The 17,890-nt window shown below is 54.6% G+C and carries 13 protein-coding genes and 1 pseudogene; all 14 read right to left on the reverse strand.

The genetic code is table 11. The features are described from left to right. Positions 1–16: 16 nt before the first annotated feature. Positions 17–2,707 (reverse strand): translation initiation factor IF-2, encoded by a 2,691-nt coding sequence (gene infB, locus BMW84_RS07165; RefSeq protein WP_175498763.1) that lies wholly within the window; start codon positions 2,705–2,707, stop codon positions 17–19. Then, positions 2,705–3,023, reverse strand: a pseudogene (locus tag BMW84_RS07170) (YlxQ family RNA-binding protein); the annotation flags it as partial. The gene infB and the pseudogene BMW84_RS07170, both read right to left, overlap by 3 nt. Next, the gene (locus BMW84_RS07175) at positions 3,016–3,330 is read right to left on the reverse strand and encodes an RNase P modulator RnpM (protein ID WP_302848088.1); all 315 of its coding nucleotides are present in this window, start codon (positions 3,328–3,330) and stop codon (positions 3,016–3,018) included. The pseudogene BMW84_RS07170 and the gene BMW84_RS07175, both read right to left, overlap by 8 nt. Before the next feature lie 26 nt (positions 3,331–3,356). Next, the gene (nusA, locus tag BMW84_RS07180; RefSeq protein ID WP_091066037.1) at positions 3,357–4,454 is read right to left on the reverse strand and encodes a transcription termination factor NusA; all 1,098 of its coding nucleotides are present in this window, start codon (positions 4,452–4,454) and stop codon (positions 3,357–3,359) included. Positions 4,455–4,480: 26 nt separating this feature from the next. Beyond that, positions 4,481–4,948 (reverse strand): ribosome maturation factor RimP, encoded by a 468-nt coding sequence (gene rimP / locus BMW84_RS07185; RefSeq protein ID WP_091066040.1) that lies wholly within the window; start codon positions 4,946–4,948, stop codon positions 4,481–4,483. Positions 4,949–5,243: 295 nt separating this feature from the next. Continuing rightward, the gene (locus tag BMW84_RS07190) at positions 5,244–9,575 is read right to left on the reverse strand and encodes a PolC-type DNA polymerase III (RefSeq protein WP_091066042.1); all 4,332 of its coding nucleotides are present in this window, start codon (positions 9,573–9,575) and stop codon (positions 5,244–5,246) included. A 351-nt stretch (positions 9,576–9,926) separates the two neighbouring features. Beyond that, on the reverse strand, positions 9,927–11,375 hold the full coding sequence (gene proS / locus BMW84_RS07195; RefSeq protein ID WP_091066044.1) for a proline--tRNA ligase: 1,449 nt from the start codon (positions 11,373–11,375) through the stop codon (positions 9,927–9,929). 51 nt (positions 11,376–11,426) lie between these two features. After that, positions 11,427–12,701: an RIP metalloprotease RseP gene (gene rseP, locus BMW84_RS07200; RefSeq protein WP_091066046.1), complete on the reverse strand. Its 1,275-nt coding sequence runs from the start codon at positions 12,699–12,701 to the stop codon at positions 11,427–11,429. Between the two features lie 146 nt (positions 12,702–12,847). Continuing rightward, positions 12,848–13,987 carry a 1-deoxy-D-xylulose-5-phosphate reductoisomerase gene (locus BMW84_RS07205; RefSeq protein ID WP_091066048.1) on the reverse strand — a complete coding sequence of 380 codons (1,140 nt, stop codon included), beginning with the start codon at positions 13,985–13,987 and terminating at the stop codon, positions 12,848–12,850. A gap of 30 nt (positions 13,988–14,017) precedes the next feature. Then, positions 14,018–14,821 carry a phosphatidate cytidylyltransferase gene (locus BMW84_RS07210; protein ID WP_091066050.1) on the reverse strand — a complete coding sequence of 268 codons (804 nt, stop codon included), beginning with the start codon at positions 14,819–14,821 and terminating at the stop codon, positions 14,018–14,020. A gap of 18 nt (positions 14,822–14,839) precedes the next feature. Next, entirely contained in the window at positions 14,840–15,610 is a 771-nt protein-coding gene (locus tag BMW84_RS07215) for an isoprenyl transferase (protein WP_091066052.1), read from the reverse strand. A gap of 78 nt (positions 15,611–15,688) precedes the next feature. Next, positions 15,689–16,243, reverse strand: a complete 555-nt coding sequence (frr, locus tag BMW84_RS07220) for a ribosome recycling factor (RefSeq protein ID WP_091066055.1) — start codon at positions 16,241–16,243, stop codon at positions 15,689–15,691. Next, entirely contained in the window at positions 16,243–16,971 is a 729-nt protein-coding gene (gene pyrH, locus BMW84_RS07225; RefSeq protein WP_091066056.1) for a UMP kinase, read from the reverse strand. Before pyrH ends, frr begins: the two co-directional genes overlap by 1 nt. Positions 16,972–17,064: 93 nt before the next feature. Then, positions 17,065–17,715 (reverse strand): translation elongation factor Ts, encoded by a 651-nt coding sequence (gene tsf / locus BMW84_RS07230; RefSeq protein ID WP_091066059.1) that lies wholly within the window; start codon positions 17,713–17,715, stop codon positions 17,065–17,067. Positions 17,716–17,890 lie beyond the last annotated feature (175 nt).

The following is a 17,890-nucleotide window of genomic DNA, read 5'->3' on the forward strand; positions in this document are numbered from 1 at the left end:
GCATTCACCTCTTCGCTTAGCGCTCTACCTTTTCCATGATGAACGCTTCGATAATGTCGCCCTCTTGGACGTCATTATAGCGTTCCAAAGAAATGCCGCATTCATAACCTTGCGCTACTTCTTTGACATCGTCCTTGAAGCGCTTCAGGGTATCCACTTTGCCCTCAAACACAACGATTCCGCCACGGATCAAGCGCATTTCGCTATTGCGCGTAATTTTGCCGTCGATAACCATACAACCGGCGATGTTGCCGACCTTGCTGATTTTGATGACATTACGCACTTCGGCATGGCCGATAATGTTCTCTTTATAAACGGGCTCAAGCATCCCTTTCATTGCGCTTTCGATCTCTTCAATGACGTTGTAGATGATGTTGTGCAGACGCACATCCACTTTCTCCTGCTCGGCAGTCGCTTTCGTCTGTGCGTCCGGACGGACGTTAAAGCCGATGACGATTGCATTGGAAGCTGCAGCGAGCGTAATATCGGATTCGGTAATCGCTCCGGCGCCGCTGTGGATGATTTTGACGCGGACGCCTTCAACCTCGATCTTAGCCAGCGAGCCTTTGAGCGCTTCGACGGAACCTTGCACGTCGCCTTTGATGATCACGTTCAGATCCTTGATTTCGCCGTCCTTGATGTGCTTGAACAGATCATCCAGCGTGACGCGGGTATTCGTGTTCAGCTCGGACTGACGCTGGGAGATCGAACGTCTGTCAGCGATCGCGCGGGCTTTCCGCTCGTCTTCGAAGACAATAAACGGATCGCCGGCTTGCGGCACTTCCGTCAAACCGGTAATTTCCACCGGCGTGGAAGGACCCGCTTCCTTAATCTTGCGGCCCTTGTCGTTGACCATCGCCCGAACGCGGCCGAAGCAGTTGCCGGCTACAAATGCGTCGCCGACCTTCAGCGTACCGTTCTGTACGAGGATACGGGCTACCGGACCTCTGCTCTTGTCGAGTTCGGCTTCGACGACCGTACCGCGGGCGCGTTTGTCCGGATTTGCTTTATATTCGTTCACTTCGGCAACGAGCAGGATCATCTCCAGGAGTTCATCCAGATTGATGCGTTGCTTCGCGGAAAGGTTAACGAAAATGGTGTCGCCGCCCCACTCTTCCGGAACGAGCTCATAATTGGTCAGCTCTTGCTTCACGCGGTCAGGATCGGCACCCGGTTTGTCGATTTTGTTGACGGCAACAATGATCGGCAGGCCGGCGGCCTTCGCATGGTTGATTGCTTCCACCGTTTGCGGCATGACGCCGTCGTCGGCCGCCACTACGATGATCGTAATATCAGTAACCTGCGCACCGCGGGCACGCATCGCGGTAAACGCTTCGTGACCCGGAGTATCGAGGAACGTGATCTTCTTCTGGTTGATTTCAACCTGGTACGCACCGATATGCTGCGTGATGCCGCCGGCTTCGCCGCCGGTCACGTTCGTGGAACGGATGGCGTCGAGCAGCGTTGTTTTACCATGGTCGACGTGACCCATGATCGTTACGACCGGTGGACGCGGCTTCAGATCTTCCGCGGAGTCGTTTTCTTCGATGTTCTCGAAGGTATCTTCGTCAACCGGAATCTTCACTTCCACTTCCACGCCGAACTCGCCGGCGAGCAGTTGGATCGTTTCGATGTCCAGTTCCTGGTTAATCGTAGCCATGACGCCCATTAGGATCAGCTTCTTGATAACTTCGGAAGCATCCTTATGCAGCAGTTTGGCGGTTTCGCCGACGGTCATGTTGCCGCGGACGATAATCTTCTTCGGCGTGTTGTCGATCTTCTCGCGGCGTTCCACCGGAGCTGAATTTCTGCCGCGGTTTTTGCCCCCGCGGTTGTTGCCGCCGCGGAAATTGCCGCCGCCTTTACCATCTTCAAACCGCTTTTGGTTGTTGTTGCTGGCTCTGCCGTTGTTTGTCTTGCGGTTACGATCACCGCCGCCGCTGGTGCTGCTGCCGCCGCGGGAAAAATCGTTGCCGCCGGACGGAGCGCTTGCCGGACGGCTGTCCTGGCGTGGTGCGCCGCCTTGGCCTTGCGGACGGCTGCCGCCGAATCCGCCTTGTCCCTGCGGACGGTCGCCGCGTGGGGCTCCGCCTTGGCCTTGCGGACGCGGTGCGCCGCCTTGGCCTTGCGGACGGTCGCCGCGTGGGGCGCCGCCCTGTCCTTGCGGACGTCCTTCAGACGATCCGCCTTGTCCCTGCGGACGGTTGCCGCTGTATTGCGGGCGGTTGCCGCCGCCGGAATTTTGCGGACGATTGCCGCCTTGCGGACGGCTGCCGCCTGTACCCGATTGCTGCGGGCGGGAATTCTGTGAGGTTCCGGTGGAGCTTCTGCGGGAATCTTGTCCGCTTTGGGGCCTTTGTGACGTTGTCGATGAGTTATTGTTATGGTTACTGTTCATACCTACCTGCTTTTCCGGTTGATTTTTATTTGTGTTCTGACCTTGTTGCGGTTGCTCCGCGGTGGTGGTTGCGCTGACGGCCGGACGGGCTGGGGCGTTTCCGCCGGCCCGCTTTGCGGCTGCGTTTGATTTGATATCCTTGAAGAACTGCTCCACTTTACCCACGGCGCCGTTTTCCATGACACTCATATGATTATTCACCGGAACATTCAGACGCTTCAAAATCGTAATAATTTCTTTGCTCGTCATGTTCAACGATTTGGCGTATTCATACACGCGCAGCTTGTCTTTATTGTCTTCCTTTGTCAATAGCTCCACCTCCGACAGTATCTCCTAGACCTCTGGAGATCATTTCTGCGAATCCTTTATCCGTAACGGCCAGCGCCACGCGCTGATCTTTGCCAATACTTGCCCCGAGTTCATCCCGGTGAAAAACGATTGCCAGTGGAATATCGTAAGTCCCGCATTTGTCGCGAAACTTTTTTTGGGTATTATCCGAAGCGTCGGCGGCCAAAATGACCAGCTTCGCTTCGCCGGAGCGGATCGCCTTGAGCACAGCTTCGTCGCCGGTAACGACTTTGCCGGCCCGCATCGCCAGCCCCAGATGGGACAGTGCCTTATTCATCCGCCTCACTGTCCTTTGCCGCCAAAAACTGCTCTTCCACGCTGGTGAAGTCCCGGATCAGCTGGGCGTAAATTTCCGGGCTGACCTGGCATTTCAGCGCACGGTCAAGAGCTTTATTTTTTTGCGCCAGTTTAAAATACTCGAGCTTGCCGCAAATATAAGCGCCTCTGCCGGATTTTTTACCGGTGAGGTCAATCATGACTTCGCCTTCCGGCGTCCGCACGACACGGATCAGCTCTTTCTTCGGCATCATTTCCTGGCTCGCCACGCATTTGCGCAGCGGAACCTTGCGCTCTTTCTTCATCATCATCGCCCCCCCTGACAACAGGTTAATTAATCGATGGAGACGGAATCCTGATGCATTTCATCATCGTAAGTTTTAGGTCTGCCGTACTCCTGCTCCGCCTGGGTCTCACTCTTGATGTCGATTTTCCAGCCGGTCAGCTTGGCGGCCAGGCGGGCGTTTTGCCCCTTGATGCCGATTGCCAGCGACAGCTGATAATCCGGCACGATGACCCGGGCCATTTTTTCCGCTTCAAACACTTGAACTTCCAGCACCTTCGACGGGCTTAGCGCGTTCGCAACGTATTCCTGCACATTCTCCGAGAAACGCACGATATCGATTTTCTCGCCGCGCAGTTCGGTTACGATCGTCTGTACGCGGGTACCGCGCGGCCCCACGCAAGAACCGACCGGATCCACTTCAGTGTTGCGGGAATACACGGCAATCTTGGAACGGAAACCGGCTTCGCGGGCCACCGAACGGATCTCAACGACACCGTCGAAAATTTCCGGCACTTCCAGCTCGAACAGACGCTTCAGGAGGCCCGGATGGCTGCGGGACAGCATGATTTGCGGACCCTTGGTCGTGTTCTCCACTTTGGTAATATAAGCCTTGATCCGCTCGCTTTGCTTGAATTTCTCGCCCGGCATAAGCTCGCTCAGCGGCAGCACCGCCTCGATCTTGCCAAGGTCGACGTAGATGTTGCGCGTGTCCTGGCGTTGTACCAGACCGGTTACAATATCCTCTTCCTTATCGATAAAGGCATTGTAGATCAGTCCCCGTTCCGCTTCGCGGATGCGCTGGGTGACCACCTGTTTGGCAGTCTGTGCAGCAATCCGGCCGAAATCGCGCGGCGTCACTTCAAGCTCAGCGATATCGTCGATTTGAAAATGCGGATTGATCTCTCTCGCTGCCGGAAGGGAAATTTCAGTCCGGGAATCCAGAACCTCTTCGACGATCTGCTTGCGGGCAAATACTTTGATGACGCCGGTGTTACGGTTCATGTCGACACGAACGTTTTGCGCGGCGTTGAAATTGCGTTTATAACTGGAAATCAGCGCGGCTTCGATGGCTTCAAACAGCACATCCTTGCTGATGCCTTTTTCTCTTTCCAGTTCATTCATAGCTTCGATAAAATCCATACTCATGAAATTCCGGTCCCCCTTTCAAAACATTAAAAAATAATGGCCAATCTCGCGCTGGCGACTTTGGCATACGGCACAACATGTTCTTTTTTGCCTGCGGAGATGAGCAGCTCCTCGCCGTCGAAAGAGAGCAAACGGCCTTCAAATTCCTTTACTCCCTGGATCGGCTCATAAGTCGTTACAAATACGTCCTTGCCCACCGCTTTGGCCACATCCGCAGGTTTCTTGAGCGGGCGCTCGGCGCCGGGTGAAGATACCTCAAGGAAATACGCCTCGGGAATCGGGTCGTGCTCATCCAGCTTCTGGCTGAAATATTCGCTGATCATACCGCAATCGTCAATGTCGATGCCGCCTTCTTTATCAACGAAAATGCGCAAAAACCAGTTGGAGCCTTCCTTCACGTATTCGACGTCCACCAGCTCGAAACCATTCTCTTCGAGGTAGGGCCCGAGCATCTGCTCTACCGTTTGTTTGATCTTGGATTTGGGTGTGCTCAAAAGATACTAACCTCCACGAACTTGTCTTTTGCTATATACCAAAGATAAAGAGTGGGTTTCCCCACTCTTTACACAACGGACTTATCTCATTATTACCAAAAAAAATTATACCATAGTGCATCAGGACTGACAAGTGCTGGCACTTGACTGGCCTTGTTTCCAGCGGGGCATTGCTTCGGGAACTTCGAGGCGTCCGGACGATGCTATGCCCTGATTTTTCGGATTTACGGCTTTTCGGGGCCCCCGCAAAGTACCTGATTATGCTTCGTGCTAATACCTCACTTTGTGGGGCTGTTTAAAATAACGACAGCTGGTTGCTCTCCGGCAAACCACGGAAGCAGCCCATGCCGGTCAGCAGCTCGATCACCGTTTTACTGGCCTTCGATTTCTGCTGGAAATCCTCGATGGAGAGGAACTCTCCCGCATCCTTGGCGGCGGCGATATTGATTGCCGCGCTCTCCCCGATGCCGGCAAGCGCCGAGAACGGAGGAATGAGGCTTGTACCGTCGACGATAAAATTCGTTGCGTCCGAGCGGTACAGGTCGATGTTCTTGAAGGTAAAACCGCGGGCGGTCATCTCCAGCGCCATCTCCAGGATCGGCAGCATCGCCTTCTCTTTCGGCAGGGCCGAGAAGCCTTTCTGCTCGATGTCGACGATCTCCTTGTGGATCGCGTCGTACCCCTTACAGCATAACTCGATATCGAAATCCGCCGCGCGGACGGAGAAGTATGTCGCATAATATTCGATCGGATAATACAGTTTGAAGTAAGCGGTACGCACGGCCGAAATGACGTAAGCGGCGGCATGCGCCTTCGGGAACATGTACTGGATCTTCAGGCAGGAATCGATGTACCATTGCGGCACCTTGCAGCGTTTCATTTCTTCGATCCATTCGTCGGACAAACCCTTGCCTTTACGGACGCTTTCGGTAATTTTAAACGCAAGGCTGGCATCCATGCCGGCTTTGTAAATGAGATAAAGCATGATATCGTCACGGCAACCGATTACTGTCTTGATGTTGCAGGTGTTGTTCTTAATCAGCTCCTGCGCGTTGCCGAGCCATACGCCCGTACCATGTGAGAGGCCCGAAATCTGCAGAAGGTCGGCAAAGCTCGACGGCTTCGATTCGATCAGCATCTGGCGGACGAATTTGGTGCCCATCTCCGGAACGCCGTAGGTGGCGACCGGGGTGCGGATCCGATCCGGTGTGACGCCGAGCGCCTCGGTCGAGCTGAACATGCTCATGACCTTCGGATCGTTCATTGGAATCGTTGTCGGGTCAACGCCGGTCAGATCCTGCAGCATCCGCATCATCGTCGGATCATCGTGTCCCAGAATATCGAGCTTGAGCAGGTTCGCGTCAAATGCGTGATAATCAAAATGGGTGGTCTTCCACTCGGCGTTCACGTCGTCGGCCGGAAATTGCACCGGTGTAATATCTTCGACGTCAATATAATCCGGAACGACGACGATGCCGCCGGGATGCTGGCCGGTGCTGCGTTTGACGCCGGTACAGCCGGCCGCAAGACGGCTCACTTCCGCGCCGCGCCAGCGTTTCTGGTGATGCTCTTCGTATTTTTTGGCAAAACCGAACGCGGTTTTCTCGGCGACCGTGCCGATCGTGCCGGCGCGGAACACGTTGTCTTCCCCGAACATGGTCTTGGTGAAATTATGGGCCTGCGGCTGGTATGCCCCGGAAAAGTTAAGGTCGATATCGGGAACCTTGTCCCCTTTGAAGCCGAGGAACGTCTCAAACGGAATGTCCTGGCCTTCGCCCTTCATTGTTTTTCCGCAGTCCGGACAATTCTTGTCCGGCAGGTCGAACCCGCTCGGCACGCTGCCGTCGAGGAACCATTCGCTGTGCCGGCATTCGGGATTTTTGCAGATATAATGCGCCGGCAGCGGGTTGACCTCGGAAATACCGAGGAAGGTAGCCACGACGGACGAGCCAACGGAACCCCGCGAACCGACGAGATACCCGTCGCGGTTAGATTTTTTAACGAGCCGTTCCGAGATCAGATAGTTTGCCGAAAAGCCGTATTTAATGATCGGTCCCAGTTCCTTCTCCAAACGGGCAACTACTACTTCCGGCAATTCCTCGCCGTAGATTTCTTTGGCGGTGCGGTAGCAGGTCTCGCGGATCTCTTCGTCCGCGCCCTCGATGTTCGGGGTGAACAGCTTGTCCGGGAAAAGCTCGTATTCTTCGAAGCGGTCGGCGAGCGCCACCGTGTTGGTGACGACGACCTCCAGCGCTTTTTCCGGGCCGAGGAATGCGAATTCCTCCAGCATTTCATCCGTCGTCCGGAAGTGGGCGTCCGGTTTGTTCTGGTCCTTGAGCGGACTGAAGCCGGTGATGCCGTGAATCGTGATGTCGCGGAACATCTTGTCGCGCGGGTCCAGGTAATGCACGTTGCCGGTAGCGATAACCGGCTTGTTCAGCTGCTCGCCGATTTCGCAGATCCGCCGTACCACATTCCGCAAATCCTCGGGGGTAGCAACGAAACCTTTATCGACGAGATGCATGTACATCGTCAGTGGCTGGATCTCCAGAACATCGTAGAATTCGGCGACGTCCATCGCTTCCTCGACCGTTTTGTTCAGGACCGTCTCAAAGAACTCGCCGCGTTCGCAGCCGGAGATGATCAGCAGGCCGTCGCGGTGCGCCTCCAGCTTGGACTTCGGAATGCACGGCACGCGGTTGTAGTATTCGGTGTGGGACATGGAGATCAGCTTGTACAGGTTCTTTTTGCCGACCGGATTCAGCGCATAAATGCCGCAGTGGAACGGACGGGTATTGGATAAATCCTTGCCCACATAATCGTTCAGCCGTTCCAGGCGGGTAATATTCTTGATCTTCTCGGCATCGTTCAGGAGGCCGTTCAAAATACCGCCGAGGGCGACCGTATCGTCCACCGCCCGGTGATGGCTTTCGAGCAGCACTTTATATTTGTCGGCCAGCGTGTTCAGCCGGTGATTCTTCATATTCGGATGGATCAGGCGCGCCAGCTCCACCGTATCGAGATACGGATTAGTCAACAGCGGCATGCCGAGATTTTTTAATGAAGCCTGGATGAACCCCATATCGAATCGCGCATTATGGGCCACGATGACACTGTCGCCAACGAACTCGACAAACTTACGGAGTACCGGCTCCAGATCAGGCGCATCCTTGACCATTTCATCGGTGATATTCGTCAGCTGCTGGATATGATACGGAATTTTCTCGTGCGGATTGACGAGCGATGAATACCGGTCCAGTTCCTTGCCTTCGCACATTTTGACGGCAGCAAGCTCCGTAATTTTGTTGCGGGAGATCGACAGGCCGGTGGTTTCAATATCGAAAACGACGAATGTCGCAGTCTTGAGGTCCAGCGGCTGCGGGTTCTCCACAATGTTCACTGAGTCGTTCACGACATTGGCCTCGACGCCGTAGAGCATTTTGATTTTATTTTTGTGGGCGGCATGGTTCGCTTCCGGAAAACTCTGCACGACGCCATGGTCGGTGACGGCAATGGCCGGATGGCCCCACTTGGCCGCTGTTTTGATGTAGGCATCAATCGGCGTTACCGCGTCCATCGCGCTCATCGTGCTATGCAAATGGAACTCGACGCGTTTGACCGGCGCGTTGTCCTTGCGGGCAGGAGGCGCGGATACTTCGGACAGGTCAGACGGAATCATCACAAGCTCCGGAACCTGCATAAAACGGTCGTATTCCACTTTGCCGCGTGCCCGGACCCACTTGCCGTTGGCGAGCAGCGACATGATCTTGAGATCTTCCTTCGTCTTGGCGAACATCTTGATCTGCAGCGAGTCGGTAAAATCGGTTAGGCAATACGTAAACAAGGTGTTACCGTTGCGCAGCTCCTTGCTCTCCAGGCCAAAAATAGCGCCTTGAATCGTAATTTTCTTTTCTTCGTCCTGAATCTGCAGAATTGGCACCGCCGGCTCCTTAATGTCATAGCCGATTTGCAGACGGATCGGCTCGCCTGATTCATCCTCTACAACTGCCGGAGGTTCCGTCTCGACCGCGGTCATCATCTGCTCGACGATTTGGCGCTGCTCTTCCTGGAGCTTCTGCTGGAATTCCTCGACATGCCCGGCGGCCGCCGATTCATCCTCCGCCATCTGCACCTTGACGCTAAGCGTCAAACCGAAGTAACGGCTGTAAAAGGTGCTGATCGCGCTGTCGATCCCTTTTTTGCGGGCTAATTCCAGCGACAGGGAATCGGTCATCGTCAGCAGCAGCACATTGCCTTGCAGCTCCTGGCTGGAACGGGTGAGCCATCCGTTGACGGAAGGAATCTCCCGGTGCACCCATTCGAGGAACATGCTCCAGTATTCCTGCACCAGCTCTGCACGGTTTACTTTTTCGCTATATTGAAAGAGAAAGCTGACCTTAGCGATATGCTGCAGCTTCTCGCGCATACGCAGACAGAAAGTGCGGTACATCGGAGCCGGAACCAAAGTCTCCTTGGCGATGACGATATGCCAGTCGCGGTTGCCGCGGCTGATCTCGACGCGCTCGATATATCCGTCCAGAAAATAGGGATCAGCGAGCGACGGCGGAATTTCGCCCTGCTTCATCAGCAGTTCGAACCTTTTTCTTCTCTCCATGTTATTGTCCATGCTTCCCCACCCGTTTCACTTAAAACTTGAAAAACCAGATCCGGTCATAAGTCCGACCGCTGCTGTAACTACGGATCATTTGGGCTTTCGGTCGCTGTTGATTTCGGATTTCCACTGATTATGATTTATGGATGAAATCCGAAATCAAAGGCGAACGCTCACGCTCCTCCAGCTCCAAATGTCCTTCGTTACCTCAGCTTTGACTTTAACCTTTTTTAACCCGTTCTGTCATTACCCAATAAGTGCAAGACAGCTTCCGGCGGCGGATGCGCCGGTCATGTCATCCCGCCGTCTCCGCTCGCCAGAAGCTGCAATGGTATTGCTGTATAATCCCTTATGCTGAGCCCGGGTTTAGTAGGCCTTGGCGAATACGACGGTATGCGCCGCCGGCTTGCCGCAGCAGATGCAGGTGGATTTTGTTTCAAACGGTTTGAAAGGAATATTGCGGCTGCCCGCTCCCGTTTCTTCCTTGACTTTTGTTTCGCATTCCTCCGAACCGCACCAGCCGGCCAGGGCGAAGCCGCGTTTTTCTTCCATGGAGGCACGCATTTCATCCATCGAATCGACGGAGTAAAAATGATCCTCGCGGAATTTCAGCGCACGTTCGTACATTTCCTGATGCACCTGCTCGAGCATCGCTTGAACTTCCTCCACGAGCTGATCCTGTTGCACGATCTTTTTCTCGCCGGTAATCCGGGAAACAAGCACGCAGACGCCATTTTCCATATCGCGCGGTCCCAGCTCCAGACGAACCGGCACGCCGCGCATTTCATATTCGTTGAATTTCCAGCCCGGGGTCACATCCGCCCGGTCGTCGACGCGCACGCGCACGCCGGCGTTCTTTAACTGCTGGAACAGCTCGTCCGTACGAGCGATGACCGCATCGCGCGTCTTCGGCGGGCCTATCGGGATCATAATTACTTGCGTCGGAGCGACCTTCGGCGGCAGCGCCAGACCGCGGTCATCGCCGTGCACCATGATCAGCGAGCCGATCAGCCGCGTCGTGGAACCCCAGGATGTCGTATGGACATACTCCAGCACGTTCTCCCGGCTCAGGTATTGGATATCGAACGCTACGGCGAACTTGGTGCCGAGATAGTGGGAGGTCGCCGCCTGTACGGCGCGTCCGTCCTTCATCATCGCTTCGATCGAATACGTATCCACCGCGCCGGCAAAACGTTCGGATGGAGTTTTTTGCCCGGTTACCACCGGAATCGCCAGATAGCTCTCCACGAAATCGCGGTAGTTCTCCAGCATGCGCATTGTTTCTTCGCGCGCTTCCTGCTCGTTCTCATGGGCCGTATGGCCTTCCTGCCAGAGGAATTCCGTCGTGCGAATGAACGGCAGCGTGCGCTTCTCCCAGCGGACCACATTGGCCCATTGGTTGATCAGCACAGGCAGGTCGCGGTAGGACTGGATCCATTTCGAATACATGTGGCCGAACATCGTTTCGGAGGTTGGGCGCACGGCAAGTCTTTCTTCCAGAACGTCGCCGCCCGCTTCCGTTACCCAAGGCAGCTCCGGATTGAAGCCTTCGACATGCTCTTTCTCCTTCTGGAAAAAGCTTTCCGGAATGAACACCGGGAAGTAAGCGTTGCGGTGTCCCGTAGCTTTCAGGCGGCGGTTCATCTCTTCCTGGATATGCTCCCAGATTTCATAGCCCTCCGGTTTGAACACGATGCAGCCGCGTACCGGAGAATAGTCCATCAGATCGCCTTTTTTAATGACATCAATATACCAACGGGAGAAATCTTCGCTTTGCGGCGTAATCTCCGTTACAAATTGTTTTTCCTTTGCCATGACGTGCAACTCCTCCTATGTTAACCCCACTCAAAATAAACCCGGTATCCTTTAACCGCTGATCAGGCGCAAAATATCATTATACGTGACGGCAATCATCACGAGGAACAGCAGTGCGAACCCGACGAAATGCACCATGCCTTCACGGCTCGGATCCACCGGCTTGCCGCGCAGCGCCTCGACGCCGAGGAACACGAGCCGGCTTCCGTCCAGCGCCGGAATCGGCAGCAGGTTGAAAATGCCGAGATACAGGCTGAGAATCGCCGCCCAATACGTTAAATATTGGATGCCCTGCTGGGCAATCTGTCCCGTCATCTGGAACGTGCCCACCGGACCGGAAATATCGTTCATATTGAATTTGTTGATCAGCTGTTTGAAGCCGAGAAAAATCGCTTTGGTCGTGTCGACCATCGCCGTTCCCGAACGGGTAATCGTCTCGCCGAAACCGGCTTTGCGCGTCTGCAGCTCAGTGGTGATGCCGACTTTCCCGCCTTCTTCACCTTCCATGCTGCGCGGAACCATCGCAACATCGATCGTCTCGCCGCCGCGTTTGAGTACCCACTTCATTTCCTTGCCTTTGGATGCCGAGGTCAGGGCAATCATCTTCTGATAATCGCCGCCGATCGGTTCTCCGTCGATGGAGACGACGATGTCGCCTTTTTGAAGTCCCGCTTCCTCCGCCGGCATGCCTTTGCTGACATCGCCGATCTTCACGTACGTCGGGTTCTCCACCACGATTCCCGCCATTTGCAAGTGGAGCGCGAACAGCACAAAGGCCAGGATAAAGTTCATGACCGGGCCGGCAAAAATCGCAATGGCGCGCGCGCCGACCGATTTGCTGCCAAACTGGCGGTCGCGCGGCGCGATCTGCGTCTGTTGCCCGCCTTTGATCAACATCGCCTGCGGATGCACGTCATAAACCGTCACTTCCCCGTCCACATCAAGCCGGATCACCAGCTCGTCCTCCAGGTCGATATGCTGCACTTCGCCGCGGATGACATTACGGCGCGTATCGAGAGCATCGAGATATATCGATTTTACTTTATTGTCCTGACCCTGCCGCACGGCAATCGTCTGCCCGGCGTTGATCTCGATAATTTCGGGATCTTCTCCGGCCATGCGGGCATAACCGCCGAAAGGCAGCAAACGAAGCGTGAACTGGGTTTCACCGCGTTTATAAGAAAACAGTTTCGGACCGAAACCGATCGCAAATTCCCGTACCAAAATGCCGGCGCGTTTGGCGAAGTAATAATGTCCCCATTCATGGACAGTCACCAGAACGAAGAACATCAGCACCGTCAAAAATACTACTCTGACCATTTCCATTCGTAACCATTCCCCCCTTAAGGTGTAAGACCGAAGTATGTCCTCTTAATTTATCATTATTCCAAGACCCCGCACAAGAGAATCACAAGCCTCCGGCCTTTTTTCAGGGTGAATCAGGTAAAGCCTCCAGCGGCCCCCTCGTCTTGCTATATCCGGGCAGCCCGTTCGCGCGTAGACCGGTCGCAATCCTCGATCTGCTGCAAATCCGGAGCTGCGGTATTGACGTGGCGCTGCAAACATTCTTCAATGATGCTTTCGATATGCAGGAACGGAATTTCTCCGCGCAAAAAACGGGCTACGGCGATCTCATTGGCGGCGTTGAACGCCGTGGTTGCCGTGCCGCCCAGCTTGCCGCATTCGATGGCGAGCTTCAGCAGCGGGTATCGCACCATATCCATTTCACGGAAGGTCAGCTTGCCGATCTCGGCCAGCGACAACCGTTTGGCCGGCGAAGACCAGCGGTCGGGATATGTCAGCGCATACTGGATCGGAACGCGCATATCCGGCGTTCCGAGCTGAGCCACAACGCTGCTGTCGCGGAACTCCACATACGAATGGATGATGCTTTCCGGATGCAGCAGCACATTAATCTGCTCGTACGGAAGTCCGAATAACCAGTGAGCTTCGATCACTTCAAGGCCTTTGTTGACCATGGTTGCGGAATCAATGGTGATTTTGGCGCCCATGCTCCAGTTGGGATGGCGCAGCGCGTCTTCGACGGTGACGCCTTGCAGCTGATCGCGGGTATAATCGCGGAAGGAACCGCCCGATGCCGTCACCGTGATGGAGTGGATATCTGCTTGGTTTTCCCCGTTCAGGCACTGGAAGATGGCCGAATGCTCACTGTCTACGGGCAGCAGGCGCACGCCCTTGCGCGCCGCACTTGCCGTCACCAGATGGCCGGCAGTGACTAAGGTCTCCTTGTTGGCCAGTCCGATGTGCCGGCCCGCTTCAATCGCGGCCAGTGTCGAACGCAGACCTACACTTCCTACCACCGCCGTTACAACCGTGTGAGCCTCGCCTCCGGCTGCGATTTCGACCAGGCCCTCATCCCCGTGATACAGCTCCACACCGGGCGGCAAAAGCGGACGGAGCTCGTCCGCAAGTTTGGCCGTTGCAACGGAGACGCGCCGAGGGTGGAAGCGGCCCACCTGCTCCAGCAGCAGCGCAGTGTTGCTGCCGGCCGCCAGACCGTCCACTTCAAACGCTTCGGGGTGCATCGCTACAACGTCCAGCGTTTGCGTGCCGATGGAGCCGGTCGAACCCAGAATGCTAATCTTTTTCATGGATGACACAGTCCCCTGTCATTATTAGTTTTAGTAGTAGGGCATGAGCAGGACGATATGCACGAACGGGAAGACGATAATCCAGCTGTCACAGCGGTCCAAAATACCGCCATGGCCGGGAAGCAGCGAACCGGAATCCTTGATATCGTAAACCCGCTTGTAGGCGGACTGAACAAGATCTCCAAGCTGCCCCATGACCGCACAGGACAAGCCGATCAGCAGTGCTCTGCCCATGCTTAACGTATCCGATCCGGCGAAGGCGAACAGCAATGCGATCACAACGGCGATCAATACGCCGCCTGCGGCACCTTCAATGGTTTTGTTCGGGCTGATGGCCGGCCATAATTTATTCCGGCCTATAGCGCGGCCGACGAAATAAGCACCGGCATCGCTGCCCCAAATGCAGCACAGCAGCAGGAAGGTCCAGAACAGGCCATGGCCGTCGCCGGCCGAACGGGCGATGCCCATGTAAGAGAAGCCCATTCCTATGTATATAACGCCGGTAAACAGCAGCGCAACGGTCTTTATATCATGTTTGTTTCTGCTGAACACCGTAACTAGCAGAAAAGCCAGCAGAATCAGCCAAAAACCCTGTTCCCAGGACAGCCAGGTCTTAACCTCAAGCAAGTCCCAAGGAATCATAAAACCAAGCACGGACAGGTATCCGAGTATGGCTGTACCGCCTAACGGCTGTGCGCCGGTCATTTTCACAAACTCATACAGCCCGATAAGCGCCATTGCGGCGAGCATTAATTGATACGGCCAGCCGCCCAAAGCGCACAGGCCCAAAAATACAGCCCCGGCAAATACACCGGTAATCAAACGCTGCTTCAAAGGCTTCCTCTCCTGTCGCTACTTCAGTCCGCCGTACCGGCGCGTGCGGTTCTGATACTCCGCTACCGCCTGATGCAGATGACTCTTGTCAAATTCAGGCCAATATATATCCGTAAACCACAGCTCGCTGTAGGCAATCTGCCAGAGCATAAAATTACTGATCCGCATTTCCCCGCTTGTGCGAATCAGCAGGTCGGGATCCGGTAATCCGCCGGACATCAGCCGGCTGTCAATCAACTCCGAGCTGATGTCACCCGCCGTGAGGCGGCCAGCTGCAATATCCTCGCCGATGCTGCGCATCGCTTCTTCGATCTCCTTGCGGCTGCCGTAATTGAGGGCAAAGTTGAGCACGAGGCCGGTATTATGCTTCGTCCGAGCCACCGCTTCTTCCATCGCGCCGCGGGTATGATCCGGCAGGGCATCCGTTCCGCCCATAACGCGGACTCTGACATTGTTTTCAATGAGTTCGTCCAGCTCGAGCGCCAGAAAATCGACGGGCAAACGCATCAGGAAATCGACCTCGTCTTTGGGGCGCTTCCAGTTTTCCGTGGAAAAAGCATACATCGTCAAATATTCGACGCCCAGATCGCTGGCTGCGATGGTGGCACGTTTTACCGCCTTCATTCCGTTCTGATGGCCCACAATCCGCGGCAGTCCGCGGCGTTTAGCCCAGCGCCCATTTCCGTCCATGATAATAGCCACATGCCGAGGGATGTTGTCCGGTGAAATCTCGACCGGCTTTGGCTGCCTGTCGTTACGGCTCAGCCAAGCTTGAATCCGTTTGATCATTTCCGTTTCCTCCAAGCTATCATCAGAAAGAGACAAACCCCACCTTAAACGGAGGGGCCTGAAGTCTCTTGATTATCATTATACTTCCATAATCTCTTTTTCTTTGGACAAGAGCACTTTTTCGACTTCGGCTATGAACTTATCCGTTGATTTCTGAATATCTTCCTGGTGTCCGCGCGATTCATCTTCCGAGATGCCGTTTTTCTCCATCTTTTTGATGTCGTCGTTGGCATCGCGGCGGATATTGCGGATCGCAACCTTCGCTTCTTCTCCGAATTTCTTCGTCAGCTTGACCAGTTCACTCCGGCGCTCTTCGGTAAGCGGCGGAATGCTGAGACGGATAATGGTTCCGTCGTTGGCCGGCGTGAGCCCGAGATCGGATTTCATAATCGCCCGTTCAATATCGGAAAGCGACGATCTGTCCCAAGGCTGGATCAGCAAGGTCCGCGAGTCCGGCGTGCTGATGTTCGCCAATTGATTGACCGGCGTAGGTGCTCCGTAATATTCGACTTGAATTCGGTCGAGCAGCGCAGTGGATGCGCGTCCGGCCCGCAGCGTAGCAAGGTCGCGTTTAAGTGCGCCGATTGCTTTTTCCATACGCTCAGCGGCATTTTTTTTGACCGATTGTGGCATTAGTCTACACTCCCTTTAACAATAGTCCCGATTCTCTCACCGAGAACGACGCGTTTGATGTTGCCCTGTTCCGTAATGGCAAACACAATGAGCGGTATATTATTGTCCATGCACAAAGAGGAAGCCGTTGAATCCATGACGCCGAGGTTTTTGTTCAGAACCTCCATGTAGGTCAATTGCTCGTATTTGACAGCGGTGCTGTCTTTGAACGGATCGGCGGAATAGACGCCGTCCACTTTGTTCTTCGCCATCAAAATAACTTCCGCTTCAATTTCGGCTGCGCGCAGCGCTGCCGTCGTATCCGTCGAGAAGAACGGATTGCCCGTTCCGGCGGCAAAGATAACGACCCGCCCTTTCTCCAAGTGACGGATGGCGCGCCGGCGAATGTAAGGCTCGGCGATCTGCTGCATCGAAATCGAGGTTTGTACCCGCGTCGGAACGTCGATTTGTTCCAAAGCATCCTGCAGCGCCAGCGAGTTCATTACGGTCGCAAGCATGCCCATATAGTCGGCCGTCGCGCGGTCAATCCCGCTTGCGCTTCCGGCGATGCCGCGCCAAATGTTGCCGCCGCCGCATACGATCGCTACTTGAACGCCAAGTTCGACGACTTCTTTGACCTGCTCCGCGATGGATATAATCGTATCGGCATCGATGCCATATCCATTCTGTCCCGCCAGCGATTCTCCGCTGACCTTCAGGACCACTCTCTTAAATACCGGCTGTTCCACTTTGTATACCCTCACTTTCTACAAAAGACGGAACACTGCACTTCGTGTTCCGCTCTTTTGTTGCTCGCCATGTATTCAATTAATCAAGCAATCTTATTTGTTGACTTGCGCCATAACTTCTTCAACGAAGTTGTCGACTTTCTTTTCCAAACCTTCGCCCAGCTCGTAACGCACGAAACGGCGGATGGAGATATTTTCTCCGATGGTGCTGATTTTTTCGTTCAGCAATTGGGAGATTGTTTTGTCTTGGTCTTTCACGAAGCTTTGCTCAAGCAGGCAGAATTCTTCGTAGAATTTCGAGATGCGGCCTTCAACCATTTTTTCAACGATTTTTTCAGGCTTGCCTTCGTTCAGAGCTTGAGCTTTCAGGATTTCTTTTTCCTTTTCCACTTCTTCTACCGGAACTTCTTCGCGGCGCACATAACGCGGGCTAGCCGCTGCGATTTGCATAGCGATGTCGCGCGCGAATTCTTTGAATGCGTCGGTTTTGCCGACGAAGTCGGTTTCGCAGTTGATTTCAACCAGAACGCCGATACGTCCGCCAGCGTGGATGTAAGATTCTACAACGCCTTCGGTAGCTACGCGGCCAGCTTTGTTCGCTGCAGCGGAAAGGCCTTTCTCACGCAGAAGTTCTGCGGCTTTAGTGATGTCGCCGTTTGCTTCTTCCAGCGCTTTTTTGCAATCCAGCATGCCTGCGCCTGTTCTTTCACGAAGTTCTTTTACGGATTTTGCATCTACTGCCATTGTTATTCCCTCCACATAATAGTCGTTGTCCTAAAGAAGACCCTTTATCCTAAAACACCCCCACAAAGCGGGGCTTTGACTCTATGCTGAGCCAGGTCCTTTGCGGGGACTCCATAATTCAAACTTATCTTAATCTTAAAAAAAGGGCAGTGAGAGGTTATCCACCTGCCAACCA

The organism is Paenibacillus sp. NFR01, from assembly GCF_900111565.1.
Lineage (GTDB): Bacteria > Bacillota > Bacilli > Paenibacillales > Paenibacillaceae > Paenibacillus_AQ.